The sequence below is a fragment of the Candidatus Litorirhabdus singularis genome, assembly GCF_026262625.1.
Taxonomy (GTDB): domain Bacteria; phylum Pseudomonadota; class Gammaproteobacteria; order Pseudomonadales; family Halieaceae; genus Litorirhabdus; species Litorirhabdus singularis.
On sequence record NZ_SHNN01000005.1, the window covers coordinates 105,895 to 121,665 of the forward strand.

Annotated in this window: 13 protein-coding genes and 2 tRNA genes; 11 read left to right on the forward strand and 4 right to left on the reverse strand. The window is 53.6% G+C overall.

From position 1 onward, the window contains the following. Positions 1–352: 352 nt before the first annotated feature. The 3 genes from carA to greA are packed head-to-tail and all read left to right on the forward strand — an operon-like array spanning position 353 to position 5,170. A complete protein-coding gene (gene carA, locus EYC98_RS19435; RefSeq protein WP_279247064.1) occupies positions 353–1,483 on the forward strand; it encodes a glutamine-hydrolyzing carbamoyl-phosphate synthase small subunit in 1,131 nt (376 codons plus the stop codon). After that, complete coding sequence (gene carB, locus EYC98_RS19440) at positions 1,476–4,697, forward strand: carbamoyl-phosphate synthase large subunit (protein ID WP_279247065.1); 3,222 nt, start codon at positions 1,476–1,478, stop codon at positions 4,695–4,697. Before carA ends, carB begins: the two co-directional genes overlap by 8 nt. After that, the gene (greA, locus tag EYC98_RS19445; RefSeq protein ID WP_279247066.1) at positions 4,694–5,170 is read left to right on the forward strand and encodes a transcription elongation factor GreA; all 477 of its coding nucleotides are present in this window, start codon (positions 4,694–4,696) and stop codon (positions 5,168–5,170) included. The genes carB and greA overlap by 4 nt, the downstream gene beginning before the upstream one ends. Positions 5,171–5,179: 9 nt before the next feature. Here the strand turns inward: greA and EYC98_RS19450 are convergent, their stop codons facing one another. From EYC98_RS19450 to yhbY, 3 genes are all read right to left on the reverse strand, one after another. Next, on the reverse strand, positions 5,180–5,521 hold the full coding sequence (locus tag EYC98_RS19450; protein ID WP_279247067.1) for a hypothetical protein: 342 nt from the start codon (positions 5,519–5,521) through the stop codon (positions 5,180–5,182). Between the two features lie 55 nt (positions 5,522–5,576). Next, positions 5,577–6,338, reverse strand: coding sequence for an endonuclease/exonuclease/phosphatase family protein (locus EYC98_RS19455; RefSeq protein WP_279247068.1), 762 nt, complete (start codon positions 6,336–6,338; stop codon positions 5,577–5,579). 151 nt (positions 6,339–6,489) lie between these two features. After that, positions 6,490–6,789 (reverse strand): ribosome assembly RNA-binding protein YhbY, encoded by a 300-nt coding sequence (gene yhbY / locus EYC98_RS19460; protein ID WP_279247069.1) that lies wholly within the window; start codon positions 6,787–6,789, stop codon positions 6,490–6,492. A 104-nt stretch (positions 6,790–6,893) separates the two neighbouring features. On the opposite strand from yhbY, the gene rlmE reads away from it, so the two are divergent. The 7 genes from rlmE to EYC98_RS19495 all read left to right on the forward strand — a co-directional run bounded on the left by rlmE (position 6,894) and on the right by EYC98_RS19495 (position 13,131). Next, positions 6,894–7,523 carry a 23S rRNA (uridine(2552)-2'-O)-methyltransferase RlmE gene (rlmE, locus tag EYC98_RS19465; RefSeq protein WP_279247070.1) on the forward strand — a complete coding sequence of 210 codons (630 nt, stop codon included), beginning with the start codon at positions 6,894–6,896 and terminating at the stop codon, positions 7,521–7,523. A 137-nt stretch (positions 7,524–7,660) separates the two neighbouring features. Beyond that, positions 7,661–9,613: an ATP-dependent zinc metalloprotease FtsH gene (ftsH, locus tag EYC98_RS19470; protein WP_279247071.1), complete on the forward strand. Its 1,953-nt coding sequence runs from the start codon at positions 7,661–7,663 to the stop codon at positions 9,611–9,613. Between the two features lie 20 nt (positions 9,614–9,633). Beyond that, positions 9,634–10,431, forward strand: coding sequence for a dihydropteroate synthase (gene folP / locus EYC98_RS19475; protein ID WP_279247072.1), 798 nt, complete (start codon positions 9,634–9,636; stop codon positions 10,429–10,431). A 45-nt stretch (positions 10,432–10,476) separates the two neighbouring features. After that, on the forward strand, positions 10,477–11,814 hold the full coding sequence (gene glmM, locus EYC98_RS19480) for a phosphoglucosamine mutase (protein WP_279247073.1): 1,338 nt from the start codon (positions 10,477–10,479) through the stop codon (positions 11,812–11,814). Between the two features lie 87 nt (positions 11,815–11,901). Beyond that, complete coding sequence (gene tpiA, locus EYC98_RS19485) at positions 11,902–12,642, forward strand: triose-phosphate isomerase (protein ID WP_279247074.1); 741 nt, start codon at positions 11,902–11,904, stop codon at positions 12,640–12,642. 11 nt (positions 12,643–12,653) lie between these two features. After that, a complete protein-coding gene (gene secG, locus EYC98_RS19490; RefSeq protein WP_279247075.1) occupies positions 12,654–13,031 on the forward strand; it encodes a preprotein translocase subunit SecG in 378 nt (125 codons plus the stop codon). Positions 13,032–13,045: 14 nt separating this feature from the next. Beyond that, positions 13,046–13,131 (forward strand) — tRNA-Leu (locus EYC98_RS19495). Positions 13,132–13,273: 142 nt separating this feature from the next. Here EYC98_RS19495 and EYC98_RS19500 read toward each other — a convergent pair. Further along, complete coding sequence (locus tag EYC98_RS19500) at positions 13,274–15,253, reverse strand: acyltransferase family protein (protein ID WP_279247076.1); 1,980 nt, start codon at positions 15,251–15,253, stop codon at positions 13,274–13,276. 441 nt (positions 15,254–15,694) lie between these two features. On the opposite strand from EYC98_RS19500, the gene EYC98_RS19505 reads away from it, so the two are divergent. Beyond that, a tRNA-Met gene (locus EYC98_RS19505) sits at positions 15,695–15,771 on the forward strand.

Here is a 15,771-nt window from a genome sequence, read left to right on the forward strand (position 1 = left end):
TCAACATCGGAAGGTAGCATAGCTCCCGCATGAAATATACCTTAAAGAATTTAATTTGAACATCGAGTATGTTAACGGTTCGGCAGCAAAGCGACTTCTAATTGAAGTGTGCGTTGGCGCCTAATCTGGTTGCCTCTGCTGCGCCTATGGCGTAAAATCTCGCGCCAGAATTAATGAGTCTGGTGCGGTGCCGGGCTCCTGTTTCGGTGCTCAATTCAGTGTAGATATATTCGATAGAAAGCGGGGTGTAGATCACTTCGCTTTTTTTGCGCGCCAGCTCTGCTGGCGTGAGTATTATCGACACAGAGTGATGTAGCCGCAGGCAGTTTATCTGGCAGACGAGGAGGTGTGCTTGAGCAGTCCAGCCATATTGGCCCTTGAAGATGGCACGATTTTCAATGGTTTGGCGATAGGAACGGATGGCGTCTCTGTTGGCGAGGTGGTATTCAATACCGCCATGACCGGCTATCAGGAAATTTTAACTGATCCATCCTACGCCCGTCAGATCGTGACTCTGACATACCCCCACATCGGCAATACCGGCACCACGCCGGAGGACGCAGAGTCAAATGGGGTTCAGGCCGCGGGTTTGGTCATTCGTGACTTGCCGTTGATGGCCAGTAACTATCGCAACACGCAGTCGCTCAGTGATTATCTGAAAGCGAATGGTGTGGTTGCCATAGCGGATATTGATACCCGGCGTCTTACTCGCCTTCTGCGTGAGAAAGGTTCCCTCAGCGGCTGTGTAATGGCAGGGGCCGGTATTGATGCCGATGTCGCATTGGCCAAAGCGCGCGAGTTCGGTGGACTTGAAGGTCTGGATTTGGCGCGTGAAGTTTCCACCACGGAATCCTATGAGTGGCTGCAGGGTAGTTGGGTATTTGGTGAGGGGCATCCAGATTTCAGCGCTACTGAACTGCCGTTGCATGTGGTCGCTTACGACTTTGGCGTAAAGCGTAACATTCTGCGCATGCTGGTCGATCGTGGTTGCCGCCTGACCGTGGTGCCAGCGCAGACTCCAGCAGCTGAGGTATTGGCCCTGCAACCGGACGGTATCTTTTTGTCGAATGGTCCAGGTGACCCCGAGCCCTGTGATTATGCGATAGCGGCTATTACGGAAATATTGAAGACCGATATACCGGTCTTTGGTATCTGTCTGGGTCATCAGTTGCTGGCACTCGCGAGCGGCGCGACCACTATGAAAATGAAATTTGGACACCACGGTGCCAACCACCCGGTGCAGAATCTGGACGATGGTACGGTGCTGATTACCAGCCAGAACCACGGTTTTGCGGTTGACGATAGCGCGCTGCCGGCGACCTTGCGGGTGACCCATAAATCTCTGTTTGATGGAACTCTGCAGGGGATTCATCGAACCGATAAGCCCGCGTTCAGCTTTCAGGGTCACCCTGAAGCCAGCCCGGGGCCGCATGACGCAGCCCCCTTGTTTGATCATTTTCTGGAACTTATGCAGCATGCCTAAACGCACGGACCTGAAAAGTATTCTAATACTCGGCGCCGGCCCCATTGTGATAGGCCAGGCCTGCGAATTCGACTATTCCGGGGCACAGGCCTGTAAGGCACTGCGCGAAGAGGGGTACCGGGTAATCCTGGTCAACTCTAACCCGGCTACCATCATGACCGATCCAGTGATGGCAGATGCTACCTATATAGAACCGGTCGAATGGCGCACGGTTGCCAATATTATCCGAGAGGAGCGTCCCGATGCGCTACTGCCGACCATGGGTGGTCAGACCGCACTCAACTGTGCTCTCGACCTTGCGCGAGAAGGCGTCCTGGAAGAGTATGGGGTAGAACTGATCGGTGCCAGTAAAGACGCGATTGATAAGGCCGAAGACCGCCAACTGTTTGACCAGGCAATGAAGCGTATTGGTCTGGAGACGCCGAATTCAGCGCTGGCCCACAGCATGGAAGAAGCCACGCAGGTACTGGCGCAGCTCGGTTTTCCCTGCATTATCCGTCCGTCCTTCACGATGGGTGGCTCCGGCGGCGGTATTGCTTATAACCGCGATGAATTCGAAGAAATCTGCGCTCGCGGGCTCGATCTGTCTCCCACCAATGAATTATTGATCGACGAGTCCTTGATTGGGTGGAAGGAATTTGAGATGGAGGTCGTTCGGGACAAGAACGACAACTGCATCATCGTTTGTGCCATCGAGAACTTTGACGCCATGGGCGTGCACACGGGCGACTCGATTACTGTCGCACCGGCGCAAACCTTGACCGACAAGGAATACCAGATTATGCGCAACGCCTCGCTGGCGGTATTGCGTGAGATTGGTGTAGAGACTGGCGGTTCCAATGTGCAGTTTGGGCAGGATCCCAAAACAGGACGCATGGTGGTCATTGAAATGAACCCACGTGTATCGCGATCATCGGCGCTGGCGTCTAAGGCCACTGGTTTTCCGATAGCCCGAGTTGCAGCAAAGTTGGCCATCGGTTATACGCTGGATGAGCTGCAGAATGAAATCACTGGTGGTGCTACGCCTGCGTCCTTCGAGCCGAGTATCGACTACGTGGTCACCAAAATTCCCCGTTTCGCTTTTGAGAAGTTCCCTGGCGCGGATAATCGACTGACCACCCAGATGAAATCTGTGGGTGAGGTGATGGCGATTGGGCGTACCTTTCAGGAATCGTTGCAGAAGGCACTGCGTGGGCTCGAGGTCGATAGTTCCGGCTTTGAGCATATGATAGATGTTGAAGATGCTGACGCACGGGCTTTGCTGATCAAAGAACTGAGTAACCCGACGCCCGACCGTATCTGGTATCTGGGTGACGCCTTCCGCGCCGGCATGGACCTTGAGGAAATTTACCGTCACTCCGGGGTAGACCCCTGGTTCCTGGTGCAAATTCAGGACCTGATCAGTACCGAAGACAGTCTCAAGCGTATTGAGTTGGCAGAATTGGACCATGACGCTATGTATCGGCTCAAGCGCAAGGGTTTCGCCGACAAGCGCTTGGCGGTGCTGCTGGGTGTGAGTGAGAGTGAGGTGCGCAAGCAGCGACTGTCAGTGGGCGTTAAACCGGTCTTCAAACGGGTCGATACCTGCGCTGCTGAATTTGCCTCTGATACAGCTTATATGTATTCCACCTACGACGAAGAGTGCGAGGCGGCGCCCACAGATCGCGACAAGATACTGGTATTGGGTGGCGGCCCGAACCGTATCGGTCAGGGTATTGAGTTTGATTACTGCTGTGTGCATGCCGCTTTGGCTATGCGTGAGGATGGCTATGAGGCCATCATGGTCAACTGCAACCCGGAAACAGTATCTACCGATTACGACACCTCAGACCGCCTCTACTTTGAACCGGTCACCCTGGAAGACGTATTGGCAATTGTAGATCTGGAAAAGCCCAAGGGCGTTATCGTCCAGTTTGGCGGCCAGACCCCGCTCAAGTTGGCGCGAGCCTTGGAAGCTGAGGGTGTGCCCATCATTGGTACCACGCCGGATGCGATTGATCGCGCCGAAGATCGCGAGCGCTTCCAACATATGATTGAGAAGCTGGGCTTGAAGCAGCCTTCCAACACCACCGTGCGTAGTACGGAAGAGGCAGTGGCTGCAGCGGCAAAGATAGGCTATCCACTGGTGGTAAGGCCTTCCTATGTGCTGGGCGGACGCGCGATGGAAGTTGTCTACCGGGAAGAAGACCTGCTGCGTTATATGCGTGACGCGGTGCAGGCTTCCGACGACTCTCCCGTATTGCTGGATCGCTTTTTGAACGCCGCGATTGAGATCGATATCGATGCCGTTAGCGATGGCGAAACCGTCGTGATTGGCGCCATCATGCAGCACATTGAGCAAGCTGGAGTGCACTCCGGTGACTCAGCCTGTTCGCTGCCGCCCTACAGTCTCGCTGCCGAGGTGCAAGACGAGATGCGCGAGCAGGTCAAGCAAATGGCGCGGGAGCTTGGTGTCAAAGGCCTGATGAACGTGCAGCTGGCTTGGCAAGATGAAACTATCTACGTGATTGAAGTGAATCCACGCGCCTCGCGCACGGTGCCGTTTGTTTCTAAATGTATTGGTGTGTCGCTGGCCAAGATCGCTGCGCGTTGTATGGCGGATATATCACTGCAGGATCAGGGTTTCACTGAAGAAATTGTGCCGCCCTTCTTTAGCGTTAAGGAAGCCGTGTTACCTTTCAATAAATTCCCGGGTGTTGATCCGATTCTCGGACCAGAGATGAAGTCTACCGGTGAAGTCATGGGGACTGGGGAAACCTTTGAAACCGCTTTTGCCAAAGCGCAGCTGGCGGCGAATAATATAGCCCCGACCAAGGGAGTGGCGCTGTTAAGTGTGCGCGATGTCGACAAATTTGGCATTGTAGGAGTGGCACGCGACCTTATCACGCTCGGTTTTGAGCTTGTGGCAACCAGTGGTACTGCGAATGTCATTGCTGCCGCTGGAATGGAAGTTCGCACGGTCAATAAAGTGCAGGAAGGGCGCCCGCATATCGTCGATATTATTAAAAATGATGAAGTAGATCTGATTGTGAATACCACCGAAGGGCGGCGCGCGATTGAGGACTCCTCTGCGATTCGCAGCAATGCTGAGTCGCATCGGGTGTACTACACCACCACATTGGCGGCGGCTGAAGCACTTTGTGGGTCGCTGCTATCAGACGATGATTTGCAGGTAAGACGGCTGCAAGATTTACACAGGAGTATCGTCGCATGAATAAGGTTCCCATGACCGTTGCCGGCGAAGCCGCGTTGCGAGCAGAGCTTGAGCAACTCAAGAAAGTTGATCGACCGCGCATTTCCAAGGCCATCGCGGAGGCTAGAGAGCACGGCGACCTGAAGGAAAATGCGGAATATCACGCGGCCAGGGACCAACAGAGTTTTGCTGAAGGTCGGGTTATGGATATTGAATCTAAACTTGCCGAAGCTCAGGTGATTGATGTCACCAAAATACCCCCGACCGGGCGAGTCATTTTTGGCACTACCGTCGATCTGATTAACGTGGAGACCGAGGAAGCGGTGCGCTACCGGATCGTGGGAGAGGATGAAGCCGAAGTAAAAAGTAACCGGATATCAGTGACTTCGCCGATTGCCCGCGCCCTCATTGGCAAGGAGGAGGGCGACACCGTAATCGTGCGTGCCCCGGGTGGTGATGTTGAATTTGAAATTGATCAAGTGCAGCATATATAAGCGCGGCGTTTAAGCGTTTTGCAATTGGAACAGCTTCACCTCGGCGAGCGTCAGTTCCGCTATCAGCCGCACGATAATTGCATGATTAGCCTCCTGTATCACGGCGAGGTTGTTGTCTATTTGTACGTGTAGGTCCTCAGCATCCGATTCCGAGACAGACTCCGGCAGGTTCAGCGCGAAGTTATAGTTCTCGGCACTGACAACTCGCTGGTAGATTTCCATGACTGTGGCTGCGGCAAATTCCTGTAGGTCGGCGTCGGCGCCGTTCTGCTCCAGTAAATCCCTGATCTGATCTTGCAAAAACGTAAGGCCTTGTATCCGAGTACTGGGAAAATCGAGAATCTTGGCCATGCGAGGCACCTATCTTGGGTTAATGCGGGCTGCGGGTCTGCACCTACGGCTCATTCTAAATGTTGAGCGCGCTGGGATTGCTGAAACTGGCGCATAGCGCCGCGTGATCCGACAGACGGCGCCAGATGCCACCGCGCAGAGCACGGGCAGACTCCAGTTGCAGGCCGCGAAAGTAGATGCGGTCCATCCGCAGCACTGGCAAGGCAGCGGGAAAGCTCCTTACGGGGCGTCCTCTCAGTTCACTGAAAACTTCATTGAAACCCAGTTCCTGGCGCATCATGTTGTCACCACGAAGGCGCCAGTCATTGAAGTCGCCAGCGACGATGACCGGTTCGTGCGGCTTACAATTTTTTTCTATGACTTCCTGCAAACGCTTCATCTGATAGGCCCGCTCTGACCCTAGTAGCCCAAGGTGAACGCAAATCAGCGTCAGGCTATTGCCAAGGCGTCCGCACAGCAGTCCGCGTTGAGAGAATTGCCAGCGACTAATATTGTGGTTCTGGTATTCAGTAAAAGGGATTTTGCTGAGTATGGCGTTGCCATGATGGCCCTCGGCAACGATGGCGTTTTTACCATAGGCGTAGTGGGGCCAGGCACTATCGGCAAGAAACTCAAATTGCGTCGCGGTTTCCGCATCCTGCGCGCTGCCATAGCGGATTTGATGCCCCACCACCTCTTGTAAGAAGCAGATATCGGCACCAACGCTGCGGATAGCCTCGCGCATATCATGCAGTAAAAACTGGCGGTTGCCGGCGCTGAATCCCTTGTGGATGTTATAGGAACAGATGGTGAAGCTTGGGCTGCTTGGTTCAGACATTTTCACCGTACAAGTCTAGCCAAGCTGCGCTGTGATTTAAAGGCGGCGAGCAGATAAATGACGGCGGCCCGTGTGCCTACTATCGGCTGTCCCAATGACATGTGATGAGCCCCTTAAAAGACATGGCGGGCCAGCACGCTGAGGAGCGAGTTTAGCGGATAAGATTAGACAGGCGAGGATCGGGCTCACGGCTGCGGCGCAGCAATAAGATGACGCTGCCAATGCTTTGCACCAACTGCGCGCCGGTCTGCTTGCAGATTGCTTCGCTGAGCTGCTGTCGATCGGCTTTGCCTGGAACCGCGAGTTTGACCTTGATGATCTCGTGGTCAGTCAGCGCGCGTTCCAGCTCCGCCATCACGGTTTCACTTAAACCTTTGCCGGCCACGGTAACTACGGGTTTTAGCTTATGCCCAATGGCACGCAGCTGTTTGTTGTCTTTTTTCTTACTCATTGAGGTCTTATATGCCTGCGGTCGTATCGTCTAACGTGTGGGCGCGGTATTCTACCCAAGTCCCCAGTGATTAGATAGCAAGGCAGTGAGCAGCAAGCTTAGTCATGGTCAAGAAAAAGAGCAGTAAAACCAGCAAGAGCTGGTTGAAGGAGCATTTTGATGATCCTTATGTCCAGCGCGCGCAGCGCGAGGGTTATCGCTCGCGTGCCTGCTACAAATTGCTGGAACTGAACGAGCGCGACAGGCTGCTGCGCCCCGGAATGACGGTGGTGGACCTGGGCAGCGCCCCTGGCGGCTGGTCACAGGTGTCTGCGCCGCTGGTGGGGACAAAAGGGCGGGTTATTGCCTCAGATATCCTCGCCATGGATAGTTTGGCCGATGTAGAATTCATTCAGGGCGACTTTACGGAAGAAGTCGTTTTTGAGCAGATTTTGGCGGCGCTGGATAATCTTCAGGCAGACCTTGTAATTTCAGATATGGCCCCCAATATGAGTGGTATGAACGTGGTTGACCAGCCGCGCTCGATATACTTGGTGGAGCTGGCGTTGGATTTGGCTTGCCGGGTTCTAAAGCCAGGCGGCGTATTTGTCAGTAAAGTGTTCCATGGAGAGGGATTTGAAGATGTTATGCGTTCCTGTCGTGACAGCTTTACCAAAGTGCAGACGCGTAAGCCAGCGGCCTCACGCCCGCGTTCTCGTGAAGTCTATATGGTCGCCACGGGTTTCAAAGGATAGTGAGTTGGTTAGCATAGGCGGTCGCTGGCGTGGAGCTGATTCGCTATTTGTAGTACATTTGGGGTTCATCCTGAACCACTTGAACCGGATTTTCGTATGAATGGGTGGGAGCAAGAGGGGTTAAGGCCTTGAATGATATGGCGAAAAATTTATTGTTGTGGCTGGTTATAGCGGCGGTACTGCTGTCTGTATTCCAGAATTTTAATGTAAAGCAGGCCCCTGAGCAGCTCGGTTACTCGGCGTTTATCGAGCAAGTCCAGCGTGAGCAGGTGAAAAAGGTGGTTATTGATGGGCTCACCATTAACGGTGAGCGCTTTGACAACACCACCTTTGAGACCGTGCGTCCGATGGTTGAAGACCCCAAGCTGATGGATGATCTGCTGAAGCATCGGGTCGAGGTGGAAGGTCGCAAGCCAGAGCAGCAAAGCTTGTTGATGCAGCTGTTTGTAGCCTGCTTCCCGATTCTGATCATCATAGCTGTGTTCATGTTCTTCATGCGCCAGATGCAAGGTGGAGGCGGCGGCCGCGGTGGTCCGATGAGCTTTGGAAAGAGCAAGGCTCGTCTTTTGGGTGAAGATCAGATTAATACCACCTTTGCCGATGTGGCGGGGGTTGATGAGGCCAAGGAAGAAGTGCAAGAGCTGGTAGAGTTTCTGCGCGATCCTGGCAAATTTCAGCGCCTGGGCGGTCGCATTCCGCGCGGTGTTTTGATGGTAGGTCAGCCTGGTACGGGTAAAACGCTATTGGCGAAGGCCATTGCGGGCGAAGCCAAGGTGCCTTTTTTCACCATTTCTGGTTCCGACTTCGTCGAGATGTTTGTAGGTGTAGGTGCCTCGCGCGTCCGTGACATGTTTGAACAGGCGAAGAAGCAAGCTCCGTGTATCATTTTTATCGATGAGATTGATGCAGTGGGACGTCATCGTGGCGCTGGCTTGGGTGGTGGACACGACGAGCGTGAACAGACATTGAACCAATTGCTGGTAGAAATGGATGGGTTTGAGGGTAACGACGGCGTTATTGTGATTGCTGCCACGAACCGTCCCGACGTTCTTGATCCAGCGCTGCTGCGGCCAGGTCGATTCGATCGCCAGGTAGTTGTTGGTTTGCCCGATATTCGCGGGCGTGAGCAGATTCTTAAAGTACACATGCGCAAGGTTCCGCTTGACGACAACGTCAAGGCCGCGCTGATTGCGCGCGGTACGCCGGGCTTTTCGGGTGCCGATCTGGCTAATCTGGTGAACGAGGCAGCGCTATTTGCTGCGCGTGCCAACGCCAGGCTGGTGGCGATGGAGCAGTTTGAGCTGGCCAAAGACAAGATCATGATGGGCGCGGAGCGCAAGTCTATGGTCATGTCCGAGAAGGAAAAGCGCAACACGGCTTACCATGAGGCCGGGCATGCCATTGTCGGGCGCCTGATGCCAGAGCACGACCCCGTCTACAAAGTCAGCATTATTCCCCGCGGCCGCGCTCTGGGCGTGACCATGTTCCTGCCTGAGGAAGATCGTTATAGCCTCAGCAGGCGGCACATTATCAGCCAGATTTGTAGTTTGTTTGGCGGTCGTATAGCCGAGGAGATGACGTTGGGTAAAGACGGTGTGACCACAGGCGCGTCCAATGACATTCAGCGGGCGACTGAGATCGCCCGTAATATGGTGACCAAATGGGGCTTGTCCGAGAAAATGGGTCCGCTGTTGTATGACGAAGGTGGCGAGGAAGTATTCCTGGGGCGCAGTGCCGGGATGCCAAATAAGGCTATCTCCGGGCAGACCGCGCGCGATATCGATCAGGAAGTGCGCAGTATTGTTGATGAGTGCTACGCCACTTCACAGCAGATTCTGAAGGATAACTTCGATAAGTTGCACCTGATGGCAGACGCGTTAATGCAGTACGAAACGCTGGATGCCGGTCAGCTTGATGTCATCATGGATGAGGGCAAAATGCCTGGTCCGCCCAGCGATTGGGAGGATGGCGATGGCGGTAGCGATAGTGGTATAGACGGTGAAGCTGACGAGTCGGCAACGGCGAAGAGTGAATCCGACTCGGACGCAGACGTGTCTGGTCCTATTGGCGGTCCTGCGCAGGAACACTAATTAAACCTGCTCTTCAAGTGATGGGGGTGCTTAATACCACCCCCGATTCTTTCTCCGATGGCGGTACCCTCTACACGGGTGGCAGGCTTGACCTGGAGCTTACTCTCCAACGTGCACGACAGATGGTCGCCGATGGCGCGACTATTCTCGATGTGGGCGGGGAATCTACCCGACCGGGCGCGGCGCCAGTAAGTATCCAGCAAGAGCAGGACCGAGTATTCCCTGTTGTTGAGACGATCGCCGCCGAGCTTGATGTCACCATTTCTGTAGATACCAGTACGCCGCAAATCATGACCGGTGCTGTTGCTATAGGCGCCAGCGTGATTAACGACGTGCGGGCCTTACAGCGCCCCGGCGCTCTGGCTGCGGCGGCGGCCACCGACGCTACCATTTGCCTCATGCACATGCAGGGTGAGCCGGGCTCGATGCAACAGTCACCTGTTTATGTAGATGTGGTGGATGATGTTGTGGAATTTCTGCGCCAACGCGCTGCCGCCTGCATAGCGGCGGGGATCGCCGTAGAACGCCTGTGGCTGGATCCCGGCTTTGGATTTGGCAAAACTGTGATCCATAACCTGAAATTATTGGACAACCTGCTTACACTTTCGGAACTGGGTTTTCCGGTGCTGGTAGGTCTCTCGAGGAAGTCTCTGATCGGTAAGTTGTTAGGCAGAGAAGTCGACGAGCGACTACCGGCTAGTTTAGCTCTGGCGGTACTTGCCGTTGAGCGTGGCGCGACCATTGTGCGTACGCATGATGTGAGGGCCACAGCGGATGCGTTGGCGATGGTGGCCGCGCTGGAACAGCTCGACACCTAAGCCATTACAGGCGGCTTGGCTCAATAACATAGCTAGGAGCGGCGCATGCAGAAGCGTTATTTTGGAACAGATGGCATTCGCGGCAAAGTCGGCGAGGCACCCATTACACCGGATTTTATGTTGAAACTGGGGTGGGCGTGCGGCCGTGTATTTAGTCGCGGTCGGGATGTCAGTTGCCAGCACCGCCGCGTAGTTATCGGTAAAGACACACGTATATCGGGCTATATGTTCGAGTCAGCGCTGGAGGCCGGCCTGGTTGCTGCAGGTGTAGACGTGGCTCTACTGGGTCCGATGCCGACACCGGCCATCGCCCAAATGACTCGCAGTCAGCGCGCGGTGGCGGGTATTGTGATCAGTGCGTCGCACAACCCTTATTACGACAACGGTATCAAGTTCTTCAGCTCTGAGGGCACCAAGCTAGGTGATGAGCTGGAATTGCTAATAGAGGCCGAGATGGATCTGCCGTTGGTTACCGCAGAATCTTCGGAAATCGGTAAGGTGGTGCGCATGGAAGATGCGGCCGGGCGCTATATAGAGTATTGCAAATCCACAGTACCGCACAAATTTGACTTGCGTGGTCGCCGCATTGTGTTGGATTGCGCCAATGGCGCTACTTATCACGTTGCCCCGAGTGTGTTTCGGGAGCTGGGTGCCGAGGTTTATGTTATTGGTGCTGAGCCCGATGGCTTTAATATCAATCGAGAATGCGGATCCACTGATACCACTGCGCTGCGTGCGCAGGTGCTAATGAAGGGAGCTGATCTCGGTATTGCCTTCGATGGTGATGGCGATCGGGTACTGTTTGTCGATCACCGTGGTGAATTAGTCGATGGTGATGAGCTGGTTTATATCATTGCCTGTGAGCGTCAGAGCCATGGCGTGGTCGGCACCTTGATGTCCAATTTGGGTATGGAGCTGGCCCTGCGTGAGAAGGGTATTGACTTCGCTCGCGCCAATGTTGGCGACCGCTACGTCAACGAGATGATGGCTAGTAAGGGCTGGAATCTGGGTGGAGAGTCCTCGGGGCATATTATTTGTTCTGATATATCGACCACCGGTGATGGTGTAGTAGCTGCACTACAGGTTTTATTGGCTATGCAGCAGTCGGGAAACGATCTGGCGACACTCAAGTCAGGTATGACAAAGTTCCCCCAGCGTATGATCAATGTGGGTCTTGCAGACCGCGGCGGTTTTGATAACAAGCCTGGGGTGATTGACGCTGTTGCCGCTGTTGAAGCCGAGTTGGGTGAGCGTGGCCGAGTGCTGTTGCGTCCGTCCGGGACCGAGCCTGTGGTCCGAGTTATGGTCGAGGGTGAGGATTTTGAGCAGGTTGAAAATCTTTGCACCCGGTTGGCTGGTCAGGTAGAGCAAGCTCTGGCTTGATCTATTGTCGGCACGCCGCCTCATGGTGTGTTGTATGTTGAAACTTTCTTGGGTAACATTGCCGCCGCTTGGGGCTCTGGAGGATGTATGCGTCGTCGCCTTGTTGTCGCGAACTGGAAAATGCATGGCAGTCTGGATTCAGCACAGGCCCTGTTGGACGGATTAGTGTCCTGTATTGGCGATAGTGCAGTTGAAGTGGCGGTTTGTCCTCCTTTCGTGCATGTACCGCTGGCGGTATCCGTTACTACCGACTCAGCTATAGGAGTAGGTGGGCAGACCTGTAGTGAGTATGACAGCGGGGCCTATACTGGTGAGGTAGCGGCGGCGATGTTGGCTGACATAGGGTGCGACCGGGTTATTCTCGGACATTCTGAGCGGCGTCAGTATTTTGCCGAAACTAATGACCAGGTAGCATTAAAGGCGCAGGCAGTGCGACGCGCCGGGCTAGTGCCGGTGCTTTGTGTTGGTGAGACCCTGGAGCAACGCGAGCAGGGACGTGCTGAAGAAGTAGTAGCAGAACAGTTACAGGCGTTGTTGGCCGAGCCTTTGCAGGCCAGCGATGTCATTGCCTACGAGCCAGTGTGGGCGATTGGGACCGGTAAAACGGCCAGCCCTGAGCAAGCGCAGCAGATGCATGCGTTTATCAGGCAGTTTTTGCGGCAGCACAGCGCGGCAGAAGCAGAGGCGATACGCCTTCTGTACGGTGGCAGTGTCAAAGCTGCCAATGCGGCAGAGCTGTTTGCCCAACAGGACATAGATGGAGCGTTGGTGGGGGGTGCCTCGCTGGACGCCACCGAATTTGCCGCCATCATAGCGGCGGCACAATAGAGAAACGGATTATGGAACAGATTGTTTTGGTAGTGCACTTGTTGATTGCCTTGGGCATTATCGGGTTGATTATGCTGCAACAAGGTAAAGGCGCTGATATGGGTGCATCCTTTGGTGCGGGAGCCAGCCAGACTTTGTTTGGCAGCGATGGTAGCGGTAACGTGCTTACCAGGGCGACGGCCTTTTTGGCAGTGGCTTTTTTTGTCAGTAGCTTCGGCCTGGCGATGTTGGCGCAGGACAAAGCCGATGCTCTGAGCAGCGATGATCTCATCCTGCCGACCGTGGAGGCACAGATGCCGGCGGACCGTGATTTTGATATCCCGGCGCTGGATTCGGATATCCCGACCACGCTGTCGGCGCCTGCCGACGACATGCCAGGGATCGAGTAAGTTTTATAGAACAAGCCGAAGTGGTGGAATTGGTAGACACGCCATCTTGAGGGGGTGGTGAGCTATGCTCGTGCGGGTTCAAGTCCCGCCTTCGGCACCATATTAGAGAAAGGCGTTCCACTGCGGTGGAGCGCCTTTTTTGTATCCGTACCTTTTGCCCTGTGGCATCTACACCTGTTGTGCTGAAACCTTGTAGTGCCTCTGACTTTGTGGGGCCGCATTCATTCGGCCATACCTCAGCATCATTCAGACGTAGACGGTGCGGTAATCAGCTCATAGAAATTCATTCTCGACCCCACCAAAGCTGAACCTTCATAGGATAAGTGAACAGCATCCTGATAGATAAACTGGCCGTCTATCGACGTTCGACATTTTTCGCTAGTGCACAAGAAATCATCAATCCAAATCACACGATACTTTTTCTCAATCTTCTTCAGAAAAGCTATTACCTTCAGCATGTTCTGGTGATAGTCAGCCGCGGAAATATCGCACTTTTCCATCTCCTCGTTAAAGATCGCTGACCTGAATAGGCAGGCACCAATATTTTTGTCATGCCCAATCGAAGGTGGTGGAGCAAATACGACCGGCTGTATGCCTTGGGACACCAGAAAATCAAGCGTGGCAGAAAAATGCGTGTAGAGGATAGATTCATTGGAGCCCGTGACGTTGCCAGCGTATCTGAGTTGCGAGGCATTCTCTAAATAACGCTCGAATGGAGAGCTCAATACCGCATAGCGCAGGCTAGTGTTTTCTTTAATCCAGAGAGATACCGAATCGTTGAATTTCAGACATTCCTCAGACCATGCTTCGCCATGAATTCTGTCTCTTTCTGGCGCAAGTCCAATGACAGGCGCGCAAGCACTTTTGGTCAGCTGGATAATTGCTGCGTCACTATTTGAAGAGAGTATTCCCTGTATCAGGTGAATGGCAAAAGAGTCTCCCCAAACTAGAATGTCGGGTGGGTTGCCAGTGCGGCATTCATCTGAGAGTGTGAATTTGAAATCACAGGCTTTGTTTAGCCCTCTGTTGGGTCGGATTCTATGGTCCAGATTCAATTCTGCAAATGTGGCGCCAGCTGAGTTAGTTCGGGTTGGAAGCCCATTGCTCAAGTGTCCCCACAAGCCCAGCCCGATAAGTGCTGTAGACGCGATGGCTGCGGCATAGAAAATCTGCGGTCGAGAGAATCTTGACTTGTCTCTAAAGGGTTTTTCGACATACCTCCAAGTCATTGCTGCTAAGCCTAACGATAGCAACCCAATCAGTACCATGAAGGTGGGACTTGGCTCGCTGACACTCCTGATCCTGGTGAACGCGAAAAGAGGTTGATGCCACAGGTAGGCGCTATAGCTAATCAGGCCTATAGCAACGGGCAGCTTACTGCCCAATACCATGGCTGTGAGGGTTCCTTTTGAGGCGAACAGAATGACCAGTGCAGTACCAAGGGTGGGCACTAACGCATAAAAGCCGGGAAACGGGGTTTGGTCATCAAAAGCAAAAATCGAGTAGAGAATAAGAGCCAGGCCTATGCCACTGAATAGCTGATCGATATAGAGCGCGTTGCCAGTGCTTTGAGAGGGAACGGCCTTTTTGTTAAGTAGGTATAGCGCGATCAATGAACCGACCAGCAGCTCCCACAAGCGGGTGGGTAACAAATAGAAATTTGCACTGGGGTGATTAGCGCTGGCCCATTGTGACAGCAGAAGGCTGATGCCACTCAGTAGTAGAAGTGCGACAAAAATCGCTTTACCGCCTAAGCGCCAAGTCGCGAGAATGAATAATGGGAAAAATAGGTAGTACTGCTCCTCTATCGCTAGGCTCCAGGTGTGAAGAAGGGGCTTTAGCTCAGCAACTGGCGCAAAATACCCGCTTTCGCTCCAGAACAGAATGTTTGAAGAGAATAGCGCGACAGCAGCAAGGCTCTGGGCAAACTCCTGTAGCTGTGAGGGTGACATCCATGCCCAGGCGAACGGGATGCAAACAATAATAACGAAAAACAGCGCTGGCAATATTCGCCTTGCTCTGCGTTCGTAAAAGTTTCGGAGCGTAAACGCATTGTTAGCTCTTTCTGAGACGATGATGCTGGTTATCAAATAGCCACTGATAACAAAAAACACATCGACCCCGATATAGCCCCCGCTAAATACCGTGATGCCTGCATGAAAGAAAATAACAGGAAGCACGGCGACAGAGCGTAGCCCGTCTATTTCTCTTCTGTAGTTCATGGCTTTGGGTAATTGGGGCCTAAAAGCTCAGTCAGTAAGCGTGGGTTCACGGGCGGGGTAGGATTGGCAGGCTTATTCTAGCTTCGATGTTAGTGTGGCTGCAAAAACTACTGCTCTAATAGCCCCCAATTTATTCCGCTGCGTTCCAGTGAAATCTTGTCGGAATTTATTCGGCCATTTACCCACGCTAATCAGGTAGACTAAATTTCACCCTGTAGCATTTGGCATTCTATTCAGGGCATTTGGTACCCCACCTCACAGTGTTTGGCATCGCCTTTAGCTAAACTGAGAAAATCATCTGTAAATCAATGACTTTTAGCACCCCAAAGCGGTTGACCGATAGGGGTCTGCTACCTATAATGCGCTGCTTGAATTCAGGGCTGAGACGAGCCGGCTCTGGATAGCAAAGCACCAAGGGGCTTTGCAAGGTTAGGTTTTTGATGCGGGGTGGAGCAGCCTGGTAGCTCGTCGGGCTCATAACCCGAAGGTCGTCGGTTCAAATCCGGCCCCCGCTACCA